This window comes from Amazonocrinis nigriterrae CENA67, assembly GCF_016056305.1.
Taxonomy (GTDB): domain Bacteria; phylum Cyanobacteriota; class Cyanobacteriia; order Cyanobacteriales; family Nostocaceae; genus Amazonocrinis; species Amazonocrinis nigriterrae.
Map to the genome: position 1 here is coordinate 46,439 of NZ_JAECZC010000025.1, position 20,737 is coordinate 67,175.

Annotated in this window: 17 protein-coding genes; 10 read left to right on the plus strand and 7 right to left on the minus strand. The window is 42.5% G+C overall.

Annotated features, from left to right (window positions below; translation table 11 throughout):
• Nucleotides 1-155 precede the first annotated feature (155 nt).
• The 5 genes from I8748_RS14830 to btpA all read right to left on the minus strand — a co-directional run bounded on the left by I8748_RS14830 (nucleotide 156) and on the right by btpA (nucleotide 7,367).
• On the minus strand, nucleotides 156-1,043 hold the full coding sequence (locus I8748_RS14830; RefSeq protein WP_198125342.1) for an ABC transporter permease: 888 nt from the start codon (nucleotides 1,041-1,043) through the stop codon (nucleotides 156-158).
• Nucleotides 1,044-1,147: 104 nt separating this feature from the next.
• Nucleotides 1,148-2,167, minus strand: coding sequence for an ABC transporter ATP-binding protein (locus I8748_RS14835; RefSeq protein ID WP_198125343.1), 1,020 nt, complete (start codon nucleotides 2,165-2,167; stop codon nucleotides 1,148-1,150).
• Nucleotides 2,168-2,342: 175 nt separating this feature from the next.
• Nucleotides 2,343-4,586 (minus strand): CHASE2 domain-containing protein, encoded by a 2,244-nt coding sequence (locus I8748_RS14840; RefSeq protein WP_198125344.1) that lies wholly within the window; start codon nucleotides 4,584-4,586, stop codon nucleotides 2,343-2,345.
• Nucleotides 4,587-5,386: 800 nt separating this feature from the next.
• Nucleotides 5,387-6,367, minus strand: a complete 981-nt coding sequence (locus I8748_RS14845; protein WP_198125345.1) for a vitamin K epoxide reductase family protein — start codon at nucleotides 6,365-6,367, stop codon at nucleotides 5,387-5,389.
• Nucleotides 6,368-6,518: 151 nt separating this feature from the next.
• Nucleotides 6,519-7,367, minus strand: coding sequence for a photosystem I biogenesis protein BtpA (btpA, locus tag I8748_RS14850; protein ID WP_198125346.1), 849 nt, complete (start codon nucleotides 7,365-7,367; stop codon nucleotides 6,519-6,521).
• A gap of 79 nt (nucleotides 7,368-7,446) precedes the next feature.
• Here btpA and I8748_RS34595 point away from each other — a divergent pair, with 79 nt between their 5' ends.
• From I8748_RS34595 to I8748_RS14865, 4 genes are all read left to right on the plus strand, one after another.
• Nucleotides 7,447-7,686: a hypothetical protein gene (locus tag I8748_RS34595; protein WP_214662570.1), complete on the plus strand. Its 240-nt coding sequence runs from the start codon at nucleotides 7,447-7,449 to the stop codon at nucleotides 7,684-7,686.
• Between the two features lie 852 nt (nucleotides 7,687-8,538).
• Nucleotides 8,539-9,858, plus strand: coding sequence for a 30S ribosomal protein S12 methylthiotransferase RimO (rimO, locus tag I8748_RS14855; protein WP_198125347.1), 1,320 nt, complete (start codon nucleotides 8,539-8,541; stop codon nucleotides 9,856-9,858).
• A gap of 70 nt (nucleotides 9,859-9,928) precedes the next feature.
• Nucleotides 9,929-11,464, plus strand: coding sequence for a DEAD/DEAH box helicase (locus I8748_RS14860; protein ID WP_198125348.1), 1,536 nt, complete (start codon nucleotides 9,929-9,931; stop codon nucleotides 11,462-11,464).
• A 123-nt stretch (nucleotides 11,465-11,587) separates the two neighbouring features.
• Nucleotides 11,588-12,166, plus strand: coding sequence for a Uma2 family endonuclease (locus I8748_RS14865; protein WP_198125349.1), 579 nt, complete (start codon nucleotides 11,588-11,590; stop codon nucleotides 12,164-12,166).
• A 112-nt stretch (nucleotides 12,167-12,278) separates the two neighbouring features.
• On the opposite strand, the gene I8748_RS14870 is transcribed toward I8748_RS14865, so the two are convergent.
• Entirely contained in the window at nucleotides 12,279-13,226 is a 948-nt protein-coding gene (locus I8748_RS14870) for an aldo/keto reductase (protein ID WP_198125350.1), read from the minus strand.
• 146 nt (nucleotides 13,227-13,372) lie between these two features.
• On the opposite strand from I8748_RS14870, the gene I8748_RS14875 reads away from it, so the two are divergent.
• The 3 genes from I8748_RS14875 (at nucleotide 13,373) to I8748_RS14885 (ending at nucleotide 15,233) form a co-directional block, all read left to right on the plus strand.
• Nucleotides 13,373-13,624, plus strand: coding sequence for a hypothetical protein (locus I8748_RS14875; protein ID WP_198125351.1), 252 nt, complete (start codon nucleotides 13,373-13,375; stop codon nucleotides 13,622-13,624).
• Nucleotides 13,621-14,043 carry a type II toxin-antitoxin system VapC family toxin gene (locus I8748_RS14880; protein ID WP_198125352.1) on the plus strand — a complete coding sequence of 141 codons (423 nt, stop codon included), beginning with the start codon at nucleotides 13,621-13,623 and terminating at the stop codon, nucleotides 14,041-14,043. The genes I8748_RS14875 and I8748_RS14880 overlap by 4 nt, the downstream gene beginning before the upstream one ends.
• A gap of 701 nt (nucleotides 14,044-14,744) precedes the next feature.
• The gene (locus I8748_RS14885) at nucleotides 14,745-15,233 is read left to right on the plus strand and encodes a hypothetical protein (RefSeq protein ID WP_198125353.1); all 489 of its coding nucleotides are present in this window, start codon (nucleotides 14,745-14,747) and stop codon (nucleotides 15,231-15,233) included.
• Nucleotides 15,234-15,441: 208 nt separating this feature from the next.
• On the opposite strand, the gene I8748_RS14890 is transcribed toward I8748_RS14885, so the two are convergent.
• Nucleotides 15,442-16,401, minus strand: a complete 960-nt coding sequence (locus I8748_RS14890; RefSeq protein ID WP_198125354.1) for an SGNH/GDSL hydrolase family protein — start codon at nucleotides 16,399-16,401, stop codon at nucleotides 15,442-15,444.
• Between the two features lie 420 nt (nucleotides 16,402-16,821).
• Here I8748_RS14890 and I8748_RS34600 point away from each other — a divergent pair, with 420 nt between their 5' ends.
• From I8748_RS34600 to I8748_RS14900, 3 genes are all read left to right on the plus strand, one after another.
• Complete coding sequence (locus tag I8748_RS34600) at nucleotides 16,822-16,962, plus strand: hypothetical protein (RefSeq protein WP_214662571.1); 141 nt, start codon at nucleotides 16,822-16,824, stop codon at nucleotides 16,960-16,962.
• A 221-nt stretch (nucleotides 16,963-17,183) separates the two neighbouring features.
• On the plus strand, nucleotides 17,184-20,081 hold the full coding sequence (locus I8748_RS14895) for a glycerol-3-phosphate acyltransferase (RefSeq protein WP_198125355.1): 2,898 nt from the start codon (nucleotides 17,184-17,186) through the stop codon (nucleotides 20,079-20,081).
• A gap of 219 nt (nucleotides 20,082-20,300) precedes the next feature.
• A complete protein-coding gene (locus I8748_RS14900) occupies nucleotides 20,301-20,639 on the plus strand; it encodes a cupin domain-containing protein (RefSeq protein WP_198125356.1) in 339 nt (112 codons plus the stop codon).
• Nucleotides 20,640-20,737 lie beyond the last annotated feature (98 nt).

Here is a 20,737-nt window from a genome sequence, read left to right on the forward strand (position 1 = left end):
GACTTTGGACTAATGACAAAGGACAACCACTACGAGTAATCATGCAATCCGCTGTATGTTTTAGCTTAACAGTCATCTGTGATCTGTCAGCAGTCAACAACTTCAAGCGGTTGTTTTTATGTCTTGAAGTGCCCTGACGAAATCATGCTTTGCTTTTAAGCAAGAGTCCGCCGCAATTGGGGTTGAATGCTCAGCAAAGCCACAATAGCAAAGCCAAACAACACCAGTAACGCTCCACCAAATGTCACATTACCCCAAGGAGCCTGCATCACTACACTACCTAGTCCCCAATTGTTGTGGAGATAGAGATAACGAATTGGCTCAATGGCGTAGCTGAGAGGATTTAGGGTCGCTACAACCTGCAACCACTTGGGCATGAAGGATAAAGGCGCTAGAGCGGTACTAGCAAACAATAACGGTAGGTTAGTGACGAAAATTACCGCAATTAGTTCAATGTGTCCGGGTAAGGCAAAAGCTAAACCGAGGGAGATGGCAGTCACACCCAAAGCGAGGAGAAAGACAATTAAGGCGATCGCACCTAAACCAGCTGCATCTGGTAGCCCAGCTCCTAAAAACGCTGCTGCTCCCACAATCACGGCTGCTTGCAACAAACTTTGGCTGATGATGAAGATTGCCGATGCAAAGACAATGGAAAACCGTGATGCTAAAGGTGCTACCAGCAAGCGATTCAAAAAACCGAACTCTCGGTCAAACATTACAGGCAAACCAGCATTCAGTGCCCCAGCAAAGGCTGTAAATACAATTACACCAGCAGCCAAAAACTGTCCATAATTTGTTGTACTACCAAACAAGCCTTTGGGGGCATTTTGAAACAAAGCCCCAAATAGCACCAACCACATTACAGGTTGAATGATTCCCGCAACTAAAGTTGAGGGGCGGCGTTGCAACTGAATAAATAAGCGACGGGTTAAAGCCAGCGTCTCTTGTACCAATTCACTAAAAAAATTGTCAGCAGCATCAGCATTCACTTGGGGTGATGTTGCAGGCTGCCATTTTATATCAGATTTAGGAGTAACACTCATAACAATTTGGGATTAGCAAGGGAATTGGGAATTGGGAATTGGGAATTGGGAATTGGGAATCGGGAATTGGGAATTAATTTTTCCCATGCCCTATTCCCCATTCCCTATCTCATATTCTGTTTCTTTTCCGCTTTGGGATCGCGATTGGCAACTGCTGCGAGTTCTGCATCCAATAAGGTGCGTCCTGTGGCGGCGAGGTAAACGTCATCTAGACTAGGACGAGATTGGGCAATGCCAAAGATGGGTAAGCTAGCAGCATTCAGCGCTTGCTGGATGGTAATTAAGGCATCATTTTGGGGTGTCACTACCAAGTTGAGGGAATTACCTTGAGCGCTATTGATGATGACTTCTTGGACAAATGGCAGTGCTTGTAGAAGATTTTTGGCTTTTTCGGCTTCCTCAACGGGGGAAAACTCCTGAATTCGCAATGTGATGCGATCGCCTCCTACTTGATCTTTTAATTGGGAAGGTGTTCCAGATGCAATCACAACACCGCGATCAATAATTGCCACGCGATCGGCTAAAGCGTCAATTTCTTCTAAATAATGGCTGGTAATCAGCACCGTTGTCCCAGAAGCACGCAACTGCCGCAGGAAATCCCATACCACAAAACGACTTTCTATGTCAAGTCCTACTGTTGGCTCATCCAACACCAAAACATCCGGTGCATGGAGTAATCCAGCCGCCAAGTCAAGGCGCTTGCGTAAACCGCCAGAGTAGGTTCCGGTTTTTTTATTGGCGTATTCTTGTAAACCGAGTAAATCTAATACAGTGTCAATCCGTTGTTTAGCTAATGCGCCAGGGATGTGATAAAGTGCGGCTTGTAATTGTAGCAATTCCCGTCCAGTTAGCACCTTATCTATGGCGACTTCCTGAGCGACATAACCGAGGCGTTGTCTTGCCAGTTTAGGATTATCTAACACAGAAATACCAGATACTTCGATTTTGCCAGCATCCGGTGTAGTCAGCGTACACAAGGCACGTAGAGTAGTAGTTTTGCCGGCACCGTTGGGGCCAAGTAAACCAAAGATTTCTCCAGGTTCTACCTGAAAGGATACATCTTTGACGGCGACCACCGTGCCGTAGCGCTTTTGCAGATTTTCGATTAAAACGGCGGGAGCCATGACAGCTTAACCCCTAACTATACAAATCTCAACAAATCCTATTTCTATTGTAATTGAGTGGTGTGAGGTGAGGCGATCGCTTTGGTTGTCCTTGGTCAGTTGTCAGTTGTCAGTTGTCAGTTGTCAGTTGTCAGTTGTCAGTTGTCAACCAGAATAATTTATTTCTTGAAGTTCCCTAAGCAAACTCATAACGGTTTTTACCCAGGTGTTTAGCACGATACATTGCAGTATCTGCTTGTTTAATCAATGTCTCAACGTTTTGACCGTTAAATGGGTAAATACTGATACCAATACTTGCGGAAATTCTAATGGTATATTCATCCAAAACAATTGGCTCAGTGATGCATCCTAAAATTTTTTCAGCAACTTTAGCAGCCACTTGTGCGTTGGGAATTGCTCTTAAAATCACAGTAAATTCATCGCCACCCAAACGAGAAACAGTATCACTACCACGTAAAGAATTACTGAGTCGCTGAGCAACGGTTACTAGCAAGCGATCGCCTATCTCATGTCCGAGGGTATCATTAATTCGCTTAAAACCATCGAGGTCAATAAACAGCAGTCCCAAAAACATATTATTGTTTTGTGCCCAATCTAAGGATTGGTCAAGCTGTTCTGCAAAAAATTTCCGATTAGGTAAACCTGTGAGAGGGTCATGATAAGCCAGAAAACGGAAATGGTCTTCTTGACGTTTCAATTCATTGTTAGAGCGAGATAACTCGGCCGCAGTACGTCTGAGTTTTTCTTCTTGCCGTTTGCGCTCAGTAATATCTCGAATTATCCCAACTAAAAATACATTACCCGCAGCATCTTTGTGGAGCGATCGCTTAGTGGCAATTAAATGGATTTTCCCAGTAGCATCAGTAAATTCTTCTTCGTTTTCGTGGGATTGCTGAGTCAAGAATACAAGCTCATCTTGTTGTCTAAAGATATCAGCTTCATGTTTAGGGAAAAAGTCATAGTCTGATTTTTCCACTAATAAAGTATCGGGATAACCAATGAATCGGCAATAGGCTTCATTTAAAACAATCCACTGATGTTGTTGATTTTTTACAAAAATTGGATCGGCAATTGTATCAATTACTTGCTGTAAAAACTCTTTGGAACGTTTCAACTCTTCTTGGATATGAGCAATATGCAAAACCATCCAAATAACGGATATGCCAAAGGTCAAGAGTGAAGGAATTATTGGTATCCACCAACCGTATAAAAAAGCCAGATATGCACTCGGTATTAACACGAAGCAAGAAAGTAAAATACTGAGGATGCTATGTCTTGGACGTTGTATTCGCCATGTGATTAACGCTCCCATATAAGACCACATAAAAATCCACAAGTATTCTCCTTGTTCAGACCATGTTTTTAATAAAGGTCGATTGTCGATGGCTGCTGAGATTAACTCACTGATGAAATAAGCTTGCAGTTCAATACCGGCAACAGGCTTTGCTGTACCCATCAGACTACTGGATTGAGGGATAAACACAAAATCCTGGAGACTGGGAGCAGTGGAACCAATAAGTACAATGCGATCGCGTATCCAACTTGCTGGTACTTTGTTATTTAGCACATCGCTCATGGTTACCTGCCGATAACCACAGTGTTTTACAGAACCACTACTCTCACAACCTGGTTTGGGAAAATTTGACAAAATTTGGTAGCCTCCGTCATCAGCTCCAATATAAGCACCATCATCTGCCTGAAAGCGAGTAAATACCGCCTTACCCAATTGCAAATACTGAGGATTTTCGGATGCTTTTTGGGGAGTGATTCCTTCTGACTTTAAATACAACAAAGCTAGCTTTAAGGCAAAACTTTGGTGTTCTTGTTGATTAATATGCCAATACAATAAGCTACGACGTATTTTGCCATCAGGGTCATATACTACATTATTAAAACCTACCTGATTCCGATTTAGTCCTAATGGAGGTAAAACACCAATATTTTTGTTTGGATCATTTTTGTTTTTGTTATTTGCTAATAATTCAATACCAATTAAATTCGGCATTGATTTATAAGCATCAAGCAGTTCTTGATTACCAGACTTGGCTGTCAAGTTATTACTAGGCACTACTAAATCTCGGTAGATATCTAAGCCAATAGCCCGAGGTTTATGAACGTTTAATTTTTTTAATAGCTTAGCAATATCGCTATCAGGAATCGGCCAAGAACCGACTTGACGTAAAGAAGCCTCATCAATTGCTATGATCGTAATGCGGTTATCTGGCTGTTCGTTTGGACGTAAGCGAAAAAATTGATCTAAGACTGCCAACTCTAAGGATTGCAATAATCCTACAGAGCGTATAAGCAAGATGCAGACTGCAACACTAGAGGCAGTAATCAATTCTCTATATCCTCTACCAAGCGGTTGTTTTAGTCCCAACCTTAACTTCACAAGACGCTTGCCTAGCTGCTGACTCATTCCCATTACCTAGTGGGGAGAAATATTCTTTATTTCCTATAGCTATGGACTACTCGGCAAATATAGCTCAAGCAAGAACTATACTAAATTTTTGAGAATCTTTTCAATTATGTTAGGTTTCTCCAAACGATGATTCATAACGACTCATGATCTGACCAAAGGGTAACTGCAATTGTCGTTTATATTATGGCGATTTCAGTATCAATTTTATTCCTGAATAACAAAAGTATATTTACGATAACTCACGGTTGACAAATTTTCTTTCTGAGTAAATATATATAATCGTCTGCCGCCAACTCTGTTGGATACCTTCAAAATGGAATACCAAATTGGGTAAACAAATATTATTTGAGATGGACTAGAGATAAATTTCACAAGACGCCCAAGTTTATCATCAGACTCCAACCATACTAACAATGACATTTTAAAAAAGTATAAACTATTATTAAGTGATTTCACTTAGTAAAATGCTTTGAGCAGGCAGTATTTGTTGATTATAGTCGCAGGTAAATAGAAAATTTGTAATTAAAATTGAGATCAGCTAAGGCACATCTAAATTGCATAATCAATGGTGTACCCCTACGCTTAAGCAAGCTACGCGTAGCGACGAGCAAAAAAGAAGGCAATTGACTGATGACTATCATCAGTCAAAAGTTAACACAATTAGATATGCAATCTTTATGTGGAACAGCTTAAGAATATTTCACCAAACAAAAAGTCAACTGGAATACAATTGCTGCATCTAACCAGTTGACTTTTTTGGTGCGAGAGTTAAGTTGTCAAAAACAGACTTGATGAAATTATTTAAAATACTTAAAGTTAGTTGGGCCTGTGTAGCCAGAAATTTTCGCCAGTTCGTCTAGATTTTGCACACCGTTATAGGTTTTGCCATTGATGATCCAAGTAGGAAAACCTTGTATTTTTGCTGCTTGACACAATTCTGGTTTAGCTTTTGGACTATCAGCAGCACACTCTATCTTAATATTATCGTTGATAATCTGGTAAGCTTCTTTACCGAAAATTAGCTTTTGTTCGTGGCAGTGAGGACACCAATAAGCAACATATTCTTTAGCGCCTATTTTCACAAGATGGCGTGCTAACTCGATTTCTGCTTGACCTGATGTAGTGGTGATTTTCCAACCAAATTCGGGGTTAGGATCTTGCTTGGGAAAAAAGGATATCTTTTCTGGTTGTCCGGTAGTGGATGAGCCAGTTGAAGTATTCACCCCAGCATAAGCATATAAAGTGACAATCAGGGTTACCATCCCTACAATAACGGCAGTAAAAAAGATTTGTCCAAAATCTTGCCAATCACGACCAATAATAGTTAGTACCAAAAAACTCAGGGAAAATAAAGCTGAACTAATACAGTAAGGACACAAAGCTTTAATTTGGAATGCCAGCAAGTACATCAAATAGCCACTGAACACTGACATGGCGATCGCTCCTACCAACAATAACCACCATGTCAAGTTTTCCAGTTGTTTGCGACTATTATTTTCTCCTGCTTTTAACACCAAGGGAGCTAAAGCAAATATTGCCATACTGGTGTATGCCAATAATCCAAATAAAGCTAATGGCTGGCCAAAAACTGTTGCCCAAGGACTGGACAGTACATCATTACAGCCTTTGACACCAGCCTGTGCCACACAAGCTGCACTGCCTCCTGTTAGCTTTTCGATGGTGAGATAACCTGTCGTCAAGATACCAAGTCCAGCGATCGCGGCAATCAATAGACGCGACCATTTGTGAATCCAAGGGGTAGAACGGCGGCGAATCATAAAACTGCTGTTGGGAATTGGGGATTAGGGATTGGGGATTAGGGATTGGGGATTAGGGATTGGGGATTAGGGATTGGAAGAATCTATAACTATATATCTTTCCCAGTACCCAGTACCCAGTACCCAGTCCCCAGTCCCCAGTCCCCAGTACCTAAGAATGTAGCTTCACATGTGGTGCTGATGTGTTTTCACTTTTGGAATTCCAACTCCGACGTGCAGCTTCTACAAATTGACTGACGCGAATTGGATCAATTGGTTGCTCAATCCGACCTTGGCGTTTGAGGGAACTGGAAACAATCACACCATCTGCTGCCTGCATCAGTGTAGCAATATTCTCCCAATCGGCTCCACTACCAATGAATACTGGTGTGCCGTTTGCCGCACCAGAAGCTAGTTCTAAATCTTCTAGATTGGGGGGGCTACCTGTAGCCCAACCAGACAAAATCACTGCGTCTGCCAAACCTCTTTCAATTGTGTCTTTCACGGCAACTGTGAGATTTGGAGAACTCAAAGGGCGGGCGTGTTTTACCAACACGTCGGCCAGTATTTTGACATTGCAGCCTAATTCTCGCCGATAGCGGAGTAATTGATGCGCTTCTCCCTCGATTAATCCTTGGTCGGTTGCCATTACACCTGTCAGGACGTTAACGCGGATAAATTGTGCTTGCACACAACTGGCGATCGCCATTGCGCTTTTGGCGTCGTTCCGCAAAACGTTCAAGCCTATGGGCAATGTCACCAAATTCTGTATCCTTTGCACCACTACAGTCATGGCACTCACAACTGCTGGATCTACCTGATTTTTGGTAAACGGTGCATCAAAAAAATTTTCTACAATAATACCGTCAACGCCGCCACTTGCTAGGGCTGTTGCTTCTTGTTCAGCGCGGTCAATTACCGCTTTCAAGCTACCTCCCCAGCGGGGCGAGGTGGGCAGTGGCAGTAGGTGAACCACGCCAATAATCGGTGATCGAGTTTTAAATATCTGATATAAGTCCACGTCTTTAATCTGCTTTGCGGAGTCCAGAGTCAAACGATTTTAGATTTTGATTTGCCATTTTAGATTGACCCTGATCACAATGGTGCGGGTCTCCGTAGATTTTAAATTGACCAAGCCCCGTTGGTGTGGGGTGTGGGGAAGAGATAGCCCCAACAACTGCGATCGTTCGTTTACAGCCAGAGGGTTTTCCATAAGGAAAACCCTCTCCCCAAATCTTCAATTTGGGGCAATGCGGCAAAAGCCGCATTGGGCTGTAGGACGCGCTACGCGATCGTCACAAGCCCCGCCCTTTCAAGACGATTGCATTGGTCGAGGTTAATAGCCTCGACCAATGCTTTCCCTACACGCTACACCCTACAACCTGTTCGTGACAATTTTAGACTTGTTCCACCCAAGGGGCGGGGTATGAGTCGAAAAAACCAATCCAAAATCCCAACGGGAGAGGCAGTCCTATATCTTGGCTGTTGCCGAGATGGGAACTGGATTTATCAAGATGGGGGCTGCCTCACCAAAATCCAAAATTGCTAGTCAAAAGTTCATAGTTCAACAGTTTTTGACAATTGACCCTTGACCTTTGACTCTTAACTAGCTTGTGAAATGCGTTTGATGCTGTTCGGTTTCCTGCCTCTGCCGTAAGATGGAATTTGGCACAAAACCTCTCATAAGATATGTTAAGATAAAACCTGGCTACAAGAGGAGTTTGCCACTCACAAGACGCAAGGCAGCTTCCCGTGGTTTAGGCATCTTGCCCGCGCATTGTCGTTGGCCAGACCCAAACTTAAGGGTAGCATTACTGCTTTACTAGGCGTAGTCGCGAGCGCGATTTCCCTGAGGGTAGCGACTTCTCACAACAAGCCCTTTGGGCGGCTTCCCGATGGGTAAATTTACAACGCACACGCTTTTGGTAATGTAAAATACCAATAGGTGAATTGTTAAAAAAGATTACAAGTGTCAAATGTACCCATAGACACTTAACTTTACCCTGGGAAACAGACTAATAGTAGAAATATCATAACATGACCTCAAATCGTCAAGGTCATAGTCCACTACAGTTGCTAAAAGTGGAAAAATCATGCTTAGCGCTGTGATTAGAAGGGTGTTGTTCACAAAGGGCGATGAATTTGCTTTTTGTGTTTGAACAAGAGAAAAAAGAAAGAAAATTTTTCAAAATATGGGTGAAAAGCCAACAATTGCAATTTCTCACTTGGGCTGCGAGAAAAATCGAATTGATACAGAACATATGTTAGGACTGCTGGTAGAAGCAGGTTACAATGTAGATACAAATGAAGAGTTAGCAGATTACGTAATAGTCAATACTTGTAGTTTTATTGAAGCAGCAAGGGAAGAATCTGTCAGAACTTTGGTAGAACTGGCAGAAACCAATAAAAAAATCGTCATCACAGGCTGTATGGCCCAGCACTTCCAAGAGCAATTGTTGGAGGAATTACCGGAAGCTGTGGCTTTAGTTGGGACAGGCGATTATCACAAAATTGTAAATGTAATTGAGCGGGTAGAACAAGGAGAGCGGGTTAAACAGGTGAGTTTAGAACCCACCTACATAGCTGACGAAACTACACCGCGTTACCGCACTACAACTGAAGGAGTTGCCTACCTGCGGGTTGCAGAAGGTTGTGATTACCGTTGTGCATTTTGTATTATTCCCTACCTGCGAGGAAACCAGCGATCGCGTACTATTGAATCGATAGTTGCTGAAGCCGAGCAATTAGCAACTGAAGGTGTACAGGAAATTATTCTGATTTCCCAAATTACGACCAATTACGGATTGGATATTTACGGCAAACCGAAATTAGCCGAATTACTCCAAGCCCTAGGCAAAGTTGATGTACCGTGGATCAGGATGCACTATGCATATCCTACGGGTCTGACACCAGATGTGATAGCGGCAATTCAAGAAACACCTAACGTTTTACCCTATCTCGATTTGCCCTTACAACATTCTCATCCCGATATTCTCCGTGCTATGAACCGTCCCTGGCAAGGGCGTGTGAATAATGAGATTATCCATCGCATCAAAGCAGCGCTACCAACGGCAGTATTACGGACAACATTTATAGTTGGCTTCCCCGGAGAAACTCAAGCACACTTTGAACATTTATTAGAGTTTGTCCAGCAGCATGAATTTGACCATGTGGGTGTGTTTACATTTTCACCAGAAGAGGGAACACCCGCCTACAAGCTAGCCAATCAGTTGCCTCAAGCAGTGATGGATGAACGGCGACATCAACTGATGGAACTACAGCAGCCAATCTCTTGGCGCAAGAATCAGCAGGAAGTAGGCAAGACTGTTGATGTCCTGATTGAGCAAGAAAATCCTGAAAGTGGGAAATTGATTGGTCGTTCAGCGAGATTTTCCCCAGAAGTCGATGGTCAAGTCTATGTCGAAGGTGTGGCGAAGCTAGGAACCATCGTACCAGTAGCGATCCATAGTGCTGACACATACGACCTTTATGGTCAAGTTGTCAATAACTAAACTTGTCATTTGTCCCAAATCAAATGACTCATGACTAAATCAAAAAGCAAAATTAAACCTAGGAGATTTGATGAATCTTTCGTTTCAAGAATTAGGCATATCACAAGAACGTGCTGAGCTATTAGAAAAAATTGGCTTTACCACACCGACAAATATTCAAGCTCAAGCTATTCCCCAACTGCTAGCAGGACGGGATGTAGTGGGTCAATCCCAGACAGGAACAGGTAAAACAGCGGCTTTTTCCCTACCAATTTTAGAACGGCTGGATGTTCACACCAAAGCAGTGCAAGCACTGGTTTTAACACCAACCCGTGAGTTAGCAATTCAAGTTCACGATGCCGTTGCCCAATTTATGGGTCATGACGGATTGCGTGTGTTAGCAATCTATGGTGGTCAATCGATTGACCGTCAGATTTTACAACTCAAACGCGGTGTTCACATGGTCGTGGGCACCCCAGGACGAGTAATTGACTTACTCGATCGCGGTTGTTTGAAACTCGACCAAGTGAAATGGTTTGTGTTGGATGAAGCTGATGAAATGTTGAGCATGGGCTTTATCGACGACGTGGTGAAAATCCTTTCCCAAGCCCCTCAAGATCGTCAGACAGCTTTATTTTCAGCCACAATGCCGCCATCGATTCGCATGTTGGTGAACAAATTTTTGCGATCGCCCGCGACAGTCACAGTTGAGCAACCAAAAGCTGCACCCAATAAAATCAATCAGGTAGCTTATCTCATCCCTCGCCACTGGACAAAAGCCAAAGCTTTACAGCCAATTCTGGAAATGGAAGATCCAGAAACAGCTTTAATCTTTGTGCGTACCAGACGGACAGCCGCAGAACTCACCAGTCAACTGCAAGCTGCTGGACACAGTGTTGATGAATACCACGGTGACTTGTCCCAACAAGCACGGGAACGGTTATTAAGTCGATTCCGCAATCGTCAAGTACGCTGGGTAGTAGCCACTGATATTGCTGCACGCGGGTTAGATGTTGACCAACTATCCCATGTAATCAACTACGACTTACCTGATAGTGTAGAAACATACCTCCATCGGATTGGTCGTACTGGTAGAGCCGGTAAAGAAGGAACCGCAATTTCTTTAGTACAGCCCTTTGAACGGCGTAAACAGCAAATATTTGAACGCCATAACCGCCAAAATTGGCAATTGCTGTCGATTCCCACAAGGGCACAAATTGAAGCACGCCACATCAATAAATTGCAAGAACAAGTGGGAGAAGCCTTGACAGGTGAACGTCTAGCTTCATTCTTACCCATAGTCAGCGAACTCATTGAAAAATACGATGCTCAAGCGATCGCGGCAGCGGCATTGCAAATCGCTTACGATCAAACTCGTCCCGCTTGGTTGCAATCAGATGTAGACATTCCCCAAGAAGAACCCGCCGTACCCAAACCCAAAATCAACAAGCGCCGCGATGGTTCTGGTGAAAGAAGCCGTTCTAGTTGGGTAAAATCTGATAACGGTATCAGCGAAGATGAAACACGCGGTACTCCTAAGCCCAAACTGCGGACAAGCCGTCGTGAGTCTGTTGCACCTGTTAATCACAAGTTGGGTTCATCTACAGCTAAAGAATCAGCTTCGTAAGTCAAGAGTCATTAGTCATTAGTCATTAGTCATTAGTTAAAAATCAAGCGTAAAAAACTAATGACTTGAATGACTTTTATCAGCTTGTGGGAACATAGATACAGATGCATTCGCCGTGGTCTTATGTTCACTATCACAGACTTAGAGCAGCTACAAGCAGAGCATCCAGAATGGCAGATGGAACTGGTAGATGGGAATATAGTTGTTATGGGCCCATCGGACTATGAATCAGAAGAAATTGGTGCTGAGTTAATCAGATTACTCGGCAACTGGGTACGTCCACGAAAATTAGGACGAGTTACTGGTTCTAGTGCTGGTTTTATTCTGCCTGTATTAGAAACTGAAAACGGCAAAGAAGCTGGTAGCGAACAACGAAATCTTCGCGCTCCCGATGTGTCTTTTGTGCGTGCTGATAGACTGAAAAAGAGCCAGCGTGATTTTGTCGAGCTTGTACCTGACTTAATGGTAGAGATCAAATCTAAGTCAGACCGCATTAAACCACTAGTAGAAAAAATACAGCTATTTCTAGAACTTGGAACTACGGTTGGTATTTTAATTGACCCTGATAAATTGACGTTAACAGTCTACCGACTTAACGCTGAACCAATTGTTTTACAAAATAACGATAAATTGACATTACCAGAATTATTACCAGGTTGGGAACTCACAGTGTCAGAACTGTGGCCCCCTGTGTTTGAATAATTACAGCATATTTTATCTGAATGAGATACACAAGGGCAGACAGGATGCCCGCCCCACAAGATTTATCATAATTAACTGTACTTTGATTACTTGCAAAAGGCTGTGAATAATACTACAGCCAAGGGCGAGTAATTTTTTCTAGTTCCTTCACTTCATCATCGCTTAATCTCCAGCCTAATGCGCCTGCATTTTGTTGTACTTGTTGCGCTGTCTTGACTCCAGCGATGGGTATCACGTTTCCTTGAGCAATTAACCAGTTGAGTGCTACTTGGGCAGGAGTGCGATCGTATTTTTGCCCTAAGCTAGTTAATAAAGAGATTACTGGTGCTATTTTTTGCAACCCTTCTTTGTTAAAACGTGGGTCTACCCTTCTAGCACCAGTTGGTGTTTCAGCACTCTCAGGGGTGTATTTACCTGTGAGCAATCCTTGAGCTAAAGGACTGTATGCTAAAATTGTCACGCCTAATTCACGGGCAGTTTGGATAATACCCTCACTTTCAACTTGGCGAGTTAGCAAAGAGTAGCGTACTTGGTTAACTGCTAAAGGTACTCCACGGGCTGCTAATATTTGGTGCGCTTCTCGCATTTGGGCTGCTGAGTAATTACTCACGCCTACCGCGCCAATTCTACCCCGCTTCACTTCATCGGCGAGGGCATTCATCAGCGTTTCTTGACTTAATAAAAAAGTGAACGGCCAATGCACTTGATACAGTTCTACTCGCTCTAATTGTAGGCGTTTGAGACTGTCTGTTAAGGCATCAGAGACGGATTGACCTGTAAATCGCCACGGTAAAGGGCCAAATTTAGTGGCAATTTGCACGGGTTTTTGTGCTTGTTTGATAAATTGCCCTAGTAATTGTTCTGACAGCCCCAAACCGTAAATTTCCGCAGTGTCGAAGAAAGTCACACCAGCTTCTAAAGCTGCGGTAAAAGCTTCTTGCACTTGTTCTTCGCCGTAGCGATCGCCATAGCTCCAAAATAGTTTATCACCCCATGCCCAAGTGCCTATGCAAAGGGGTGTGACAACTGGGCCATTCTGCCCCAATGTGATGGTTTCCACGTTTGTAAGTTTTAATTTATTTACATTTCTTTACTTTTCTAGTGTAGCGTTAGAGACAAGATTGGGTATGGAGAAAAATTTTCTAAATCTTCAAGTTGTTGAAGTTGGATTTAGACTTGATAATGATAAGACTAGAGGAAAGACTGATGACCAGAGCAATTGGTCTAGAGGAAATTATTGCCCAAAAAGTAAAAACCTTATCAATAGAAAAGCAACAAGTTGTACTTGACTTTATAGAATTTCTGCAATTGAAATCACCATCAGTGGAGTTTAAGCATCATGATGGCACGCCAATGTCTGCTTTAGAAGCAGCGGGGGACTTAGTGGGCTGTGTGGATTCTGGGCCTGGGGATCTCTCGACAAACAAGGAGTATCTTAAAAGACCATTAGCAGAATGAAGCAAGCGGTACTAATAGATACAGGGCCAATAGTAGCTTTAATTAATCGTCGAGAGCAGTTTCATCAGTGGGTGACAAATCAGTTCAGACAGATTGAACCACCTTTGTTAACTTGTGAAGCAGTGATTACAGAAGCTTGTTTTCTTTTACAGAATGTGTATGGAGGTGAAGCAGCAGTAATTTCTTTTGTACAAAAGGGAATCATCCAGGTTCCATTTCGCCTGAGTGAAGAAGCTGTTGCTGTTTTTGAGTTGATGCAACGTTATCAGTCAGTTCCAATGTCTTTAGCAGATGCCTGTTTAGTGAAGATGGCAGAACTGTATCCTAAAAGTGAATTGCTGACATTTGATAGTGATTTTAGGATTTATAGGAAGAATCGTGAGCAATTAATTTCTACGATCATGCCAGAGAATAGCTGAATAGAGGATTAACTGAGAGCTTGCACCATTCTCAATTTTTCAATTATTACCTACACACAAGTTAGAACACCAGAGCGATCGCCTGGAGAATCTTGAAAAGGAGAATTGAGGGTTTGAAAGATTTCTTGCGTAAGTTTTAAGGAAAATAAACCCTGTGGTTATGAATGAATATTCTGTCGTTACCAATGATTATTCATTTATAAGGAACCTTTAAGCTGTGGTTACCACGGCTTAAGCTGTGGTTATGGATGAATATTCTGTCGTTATATCAATTCCAAAAATATTTGCAACACATAAATCAGCTGTAGGGGCGTACAGCTGTACGCCCCTACCGATGTATCTGTATTAGGTATTTTGTGAAATGGTATGACATCTTGCACTCGCTTTATTGCAATTACAGTGCAATAGGCAATGCTGAAACTTTGCTTAAACCTAATTATTACGTTGTCGGTATTGCCCACCCTAGAATTACTAAAAATTGTGCCAGATATGAAATATAAAGCAGCAAGAGTATAATGATTTGGCCGTAAACAACATAATTTGTAATTTTTGATCAACCAACTGCACAAACTTTACAAAAAACTTGATCATTATGAAGTTTATATGAAACTTTGCTTAACTGTCTTAACTGTCTTAACTGTCCTTGAACCCCTTTTTGAGTCATGTTAACTTACTGACGTTCCCACTAAAAAATTGAAACCATGACTGACAAATACTCACAAATTTGGAGAACAGTAAAGAAGTGTTTCTCTTTGGCACTAGTTTTATTCATTTCAGTTGCTTTATCAGTTACGGCCCCTGATACAGCTTTAGCAGAAGACTTCGGTGATTTAGTATTTTATGAAGGTAACGATTGTAAACAAGACATAGTTTTTACGTACAATTCGGAAGCTTCCGCTGATGATAATTGTCAAACTTCTGGAACAGGTTGTTACGGTGATAACGATGAAGCTAGGTCTTTATTAATTACAGGTTTTGCAAACCCCGGTACTAGAATTAAAGTCTTTGATTCCACTAGTGCAGATACAACTGATGACTATACAGTTATAGACATATTGCCTGACTTACCACTTGAAGGCACTTGTGTTGGCACTTTTGAGCAAACTCAGCAAAGGTCTGGTTATAAAGTGGCTCACGTTCACAAAGATGGTTTAGATGGGCAAGTTTCTCACGTTACAGTGCAACCATAATAGTTTGAATAGTCTGCCAAGGTATTTTTAATAGATAGGGGAAAGGGTAAAGCTTTTAAACCCTTCCCCTTTTCCCTTTGGTCAGTCTCTATCTGTTAATATTTGCGTGGTGAACTATTAGTTAAGACACCAAAAATTAATGTCTTTGTGCCTTCGTGTCTTTGTGGTAGATATATTGAACCACAAAGACACAAAGACACAAAGGGTACTACTGAGCTTGTGGTGAAATTTCCAAAATTTCTAAAAGCGATCGCACCATCACTTTACTCACAAGTTGATTGCCTTGCAAGTTGAGATGAATATGATCTTGGTACAAGGCTTTGGCGTTGGGGGTTGAGTTGAATATTGGTAAAAAATCTATATAATTAATTTGCTGAATCTTAGTAAATTCATTTAGGCGTTGACGTGCTTTAATTTCATAATCGCGGGGGCCTGGTTCGCCAATTTCTCGTAGTAAGGGAGTCATAACTAGCAATAATTTGCTATTACTTTCACGAGTAAGTGCGTGAATTTTAGCTATTGCTTCTAGATTAAACCCCACGCGATCGCCTGCTTCTTGTTGCACTGCTTTCATTTCTGGAATTGGCTTTTGCTTGTGAAGATAACGCTGCCACACTTCCACGCTTGCTAAAGGTGGTTTACTATCTGGATAGTTGCGATCGCGTCCCACAGGTAAAGAAGTGGGTGCTGTAGCAAATAAATCATCGGTATTAATTAATAGCACTACTGCCTGAGCATTAAAATTGCCAAACCTTTGTAAATAAGCTAATTCGTTTCTTGGCCCCCAAGAATTTGCTGAAGCATTTAATACTTCAAATTGTTGATAATTACCAGTTTCTACTGAGGAAGCCATGATCAGGCTAGAAATCGTATTTGCTTGATCTGTCCACCAGCCACCATTAGCGATAGAATCTCCCAGCAGTAGCACTCGTAATGTGGAGGGTGTAGGCGTTTTTGTAATCGGCCCACTCCGCATAGAATATTCGTTAATTTCAATGCGATTCCCAAAGCGACGAGTGCGTTGGTTAGGGGCTAACAAATAACCAATCTCGTCGTCACTAATATAAATCAGGGGATTACCAAAACCAAACAGCGATCGCAGTCCTGTCTCTATCACCACCAATAATCCCACAACCACCGCCAAAATTACAATCAGCGCTACTTTCACTTACCAACACCCTCCATAACTCATACTGTTTCACCACACTCAGCACTCAGCACTCCACACTCCACACTCACACTCACACTCAGCACTCCACACTCCACACTCAGCACTCAGCACTCCACACTCCACACTCAGCACTCAGCACTCAGCACTCAGCACTCCACACTCCACACTCCACACTCCACACTCCACACTCCACACTCAGCACTCAGCACTCAGCACTCAGCACTCCACACTCCACACTCAGCACTTTGTCATTTGTATCAAGATAGTCTCTCTATCTGGAGTCATAAGTAAATTTGTGGATGAATTTGTTGCAAAGCTTAAACAAAATATTATTAGTTAGTTTGCTCTATATGCGAATGAAAGGACTACAATCAAAACGGATAAATTAGCCCTGTAATAGAGGAGGATTACGAAGCTATGTCCGACTTAAATCGAGGTATTATGAAATTTAAGGGCGCAGACTCCCCAAGAGCAGTCACTATCTCTACTGTGTTACTACTGGGTTCGATTGCCGCCCTGATTATTTGGGCGCTGCAAGCTGCCTATGCGCTAAACTAAAACCGTTAGTAGCTTTATCAGGACACTGGCAAAACAATCTCTGTTTGGGCCAAGTGTCCTGCAAGCAAATATTAAAATCAAAGCACCCTCACAACCATCAAAAAATTTCAGAAAACTTTTATAATGAAAGATTTGAAATTTGAGGTGGAAAATGAGTCTAAAGTCACAACACTTGCTACAACTTTGGAAACCAAAGCAACGCAGCGCCACCAAAATCGACAATGATTGAACTTTGGGGTGCCTTAGTTATTTTAATTGCTTGCCCCCTCTTGGGTGCGTTACCAGTAATTGCCTGGATTACCTACGCTATCAAGCGCAAGCAGCTGGCAAAAGTTGGCACTAAAAATATCAGTGTGTCAGCTGCTTTTTACCACGGCGGTACACTGGTAGGAATATTGGCAGTTGTTTCAGAAGCTTTAAAAGGAATTGCGGCTGTTTTACTAGCGCGTGTTTTTTTTAAAGATGGATCGTCTTGGGAAATAGTTGCCCTGATTGCCCTAGTATTAGGTAGATACTGGATGGGTAGGGGTGCGGGTACGACAAACGCCGCTTGGGGTTTTCTGGTACACGATCCACTAGTAGCTGTCTTCACAAGTTTTTTTGCACTGATCAGCTTTATAGTTCTGCAATCCCGACAACTGGTAAAATATGCAGTCTTATTTTTATTTCCTTTGTGTGTGATTATCCTGCACGCTGACGATTTTCCGAGAATCACTGCTGCTATTGCTTTAGCTGCATTGCTAGGGTGGATTTATACACGTATTCCTGATGATTTGAATTTATCAGGTCAAGAGGTCGAACCAGACTCCCAAGCAGCCTTTGAATATTTGCGTGGTAGTAGTGAAATTTTGACTCTTGATGAAGAGTTGGATGTCGCCTTAGTAGGGCAAAAGGCAGCTAAACTATCTCAAATTAAGCGATGGGGTTATTCAGTACCCAAAGGGTGGATACTTACCCCAGCAGACGATCCCCAAGAGTTGATTGATATTCTCCAACCTTCAGATTTATCTCCTTTAGTGGTGCGTTCTTCCGCCATTGGGGAAGACTCAGAACATGCTTCCGCGGCTGGGCAGTATGAGACAGTGGTTAATGTTACTAGTAAACAGCAATTGCAAGCAGCGATCGCAATTGTCCGCGCTTCCTACAATCATCCATCAGCTGTACAATATCGCCGCGATCGCAATTTACCAGATGCAGCAATGGCGGTGCTGGTACAACAACAAGTCCAGAGTGTTTATTCGGGAGTCGCTTTCAGTCGCGATCCCATCACTCAACAAGGGGATGCGATCGTTATTGAAGCACTTCCAGGTAGCCCGACGCAAGTTGTCTCTGGAAAATTTACACCAGAACAATATCGCGCTTTTGTTGTGGAATCAGAAAATATTTCCTCTGTGCATTTAGAGGGGACAGGACAAGTACCACAAGCTTTAATTAAACAAGTTGCCTATTTAACCAGACGCATCGAAAAACGTTATCACGGCATTCCCCAAGATATTGAATGGAGTTATGACGGTCAGACTCTTTGGGTATTGCAAACTAGACCAATTACCACCTTGCTACCCATCTGGACGCGCAAAATCGCTGCGGAAGTCATTCCTGGTGTGGTTCAACCGTTAACTTGGTCAATTAATCGCCCTTTGACTTGTGGAGTTTGGGGTGATCTTTTTAGTGTAGTCTTAGGCGATCGCGCTTTTGGATTAGATTTCACAGAAACAGCAACTCTGCATTACTCTAGAGCATATTTTAGTGCATCTCTCTTGGGAGAGATATTTCTGCGGATGGGATTACCGCCGGAAAGTCTGGAGTTTTTAACCAGAGGCGCGAAAATGAGCAAACCGCCTTTGCAGTCAACTTTGCAGAATTTGCCAGGATTGTTGAAACTGCTGAAGCAGGAAATCAATTTAGAAAAAGACTTTAAGCAGGATTATAGCAAGCTGTTTATTCCTGGTTTGTCACAATTAGCTCATGAATCCATAGCAGAACTAGAACCAGCCCAACTATTAGAAAGAATAGATATTACCCTAGAATTGCTGCGTCGTGGGACTTATTACAGCATTTTAGCTCCCTTGAGTGCAGCATTAAGACAGGCAATTTTTCGGGTAAAAGATACAGAAATTGACAACAGCGTCACCCCAGAAGTAGCAGCATTGCGATCGCTGAGTGCTTTAGCCGCAGATGCCAAACAAATATTACCATTATGTGAACCAGATCAAATCTTTGAACAGTTGGGGCAAACTCAACAAGGACAAAAGATTTTATTTGATTTTCAAGAACTGCTAGAAGATTACGGCTATTTAAGTGATGTGGGTACTAACATTGCCGTTCCCACCTGGAAAGAAGAACCACAACTAGTAAGACAGTTGTTTATACAGTTGATTCAGGGGAATCAGCCAGAAACAGGAGGAATAGACCCGATAAATCGCCTTTTCTCAAAAAAACGCAAGCGTGGCATTGTGCAACGGCGTGTAGATATTAAAGGACGAGTAACAGAAGTTTATTCTCGGTTATTAGCTGAATTACGCTGGAGATTTGTCGCTTTAGAAAAAATTTGGATCAAGTCTCGCTTGCTTAGGGAACCAGGAGATATCTTTTTTCTGGAGTTAGAGGAAGTGCGGCGGATAGTTGCAGACCCTGAGTGTGAGTTAAGCCAAGAATTGAATGAGATAGTGCAATCCAGGCGATCGCAATTTGTCCAAGATAGCCAATTTACCCAAATCCCCATTTTAGTTTACGGCAATACACCGCCTCATCCTCTAGCCCCCTCCGTAATCTACTCTGACCAAATATTACAGGGGATTCCCGCTAGTCACGGACAAGCCGAAGGACGGGTAAAGGTGGTACGGGATTTACAAGAATTGCCAGAAATAGACCGTGAGACAATATTAGTAGTACCTTATACAGATTCAGGTTGGGCACCATTGTTAGTTAGAGCAGCAGGATTGATTGCTGAGGCTGGTGGACGGCTTTCTCATGGTGCGATCGTTGCTCGTGAGTATGGGATTCCTGCAATTATGGATGTTAAAGGTGCTACTTGGATTTTACAAGATGGTCAACGGGTACGCATTGATGGCTCTAGGGGTATTGTGGAACTATCTAACGATTTGAGACCAGAATCATAATAATTCGTAATTCGTAATTCGTAATTCGTAATTCGTAATTCGTAATTCGTAGAGGTGCAATACCTTATACCGTTTCACTTTAAATTTGATAGAGATGGCAAGCAGGGGGAGCAGGGGAAGCAGGGGAAGCAGGGGAAGCAAGAGAAGTGAATTGTATCAATAATTTCGTGAAATGGTATTACACTCTACTCAAACACTACACCCTTATCCCAATCTGCTATGATTGCCACTTCTCTTAATGACTTACCAGAAGAGTCTGTTTCTCACAATCCCGAAATCACCAAAAAGGTGATGTTGCGCTTCGGCGATTTACCTTATCTCACCAACTTTTCTCAAGCACGTTTTTCTCCCGGACAAACCGCATCAGCACACGCGCATCAAGATATGTGTGAAGTCTTTTTTGTGCAAGCTGGTGCGGGAGTGATTCGTGTTGACAGCAAAGAATATCCCCTGCTTCCAGGAAACTGCATAGCCATAGAACCAGGAAAAGTTCACGAAATTATCAACAGTGGTTCAGATGAACTTGTTCTCACCTACTTCGGTTTACAAGTCTCTTAAAAGTTAGGAGTTAGGAGTTTAGAGTTAGGAGTTAGAAGTTTGAATGCAGAATTTAACAATGCCCAATGCCCCATACCCCATGCCCCATACCCCATGCC

Excerpts from the sequence above, each read along its gene's own strand:
- I8748_RS14830 (WP_198125342.1), bottom strand. The coding sequence starts at position 1,043 with ATGAGTGTTACTCCTAAATCTGATATAAAATGGCAGCCTGCAACATCA.
- I8748_RS14835 (WP_198125343.1), bottom strand. The coding sequence starts at position 2,167 with ATGGCTCCCGCCGTTTTAATCGAAAATCTGCAAAAGCGCTACGGCACG.
- I8748_RS14840 (WP_198125344.1), bottom strand. The coding sequence starts at position 4,586 with ATGAGTCAGCAGCTAGGCAAGCGTCTTGTGAAGTTAAGGTTGGGACTA.
- I8748_RS14845 (WP_198125345.1), bottom strand. The coding sequence starts at position 6,367 with ATGATTCGCCGCCGTTCTACCCCTTGGATTCACAAATGGTCGCGTCTA.
- I8748_RS34595 (WP_214662570.1), top strand. The coding sequence starts at position 7,447 with ATGGTGCGGGTCTCCGTAGATTTTAAATTGACCAAGCCCCGTTGGTGT.
- rimO (WP_198125347.1), top strand. The coding sequence starts at position 8,539 with ATGGGTGAAAAGCCAACAATTGCAATTTCTCACTTGGGCTGCGAGAAA.
- I8748_RS14860 (WP_198125348.1), top strand. The coding sequence starts at position 9,929 with ATGAATCTTTCGTTTCAAGAATTAGGCATATCACAAGAACGTGCTGAG.
- I8748_RS14865 (WP_198125349.1), top strand. The coding sequence starts at position 11,588 with ATGTTCACTATCACAGACTTAGAGCAGCTACAAGCAGAGCATCCAGAA.
- I8748_RS14875 (WP_198125351.1), top strand. The coding sequence starts at position 13,373 with ATGACCAGAGCAATTGGTCTAGAGGAAATTATTGCCCAAAAAGTAAAA.
- I8748_RS14880 (WP_198125352.1), top strand. The coding sequence starts at position 13,621 with ATGAAGCAAGCGGTACTAATAGATACAGGGCCAATAGTAGCTTTAATT.
- I8748_RS14885 (WP_198125353.1), top strand. The coding sequence starts at position 14,745 with ATGACTGACAAATACTCACAAATTTGGAGAACAGTAAAGAAGTGTTTC.
- I8748_RS34600 (WP_214662571.1), top strand. The coding sequence starts at position 16,822 with ATGTCCGACTTAAATCGAGGTATTATGAAATTTAAGGGCGCAGACTCC.
- I8748_RS14895 (WP_198125355.1), top strand. The coding sequence starts at position 17,184 with ATGATTGAACTTTGGGGTGCCTTAGTTATTTTAATTGCTTGCCCCCTC.
- I8748_RS14900 (WP_198125356.1), top strand. The coding sequence starts at position 20,301 with ATGATTGCCACTTCTCTTAATGACTTACCAGAAGAGTCTGTTTCTCAC.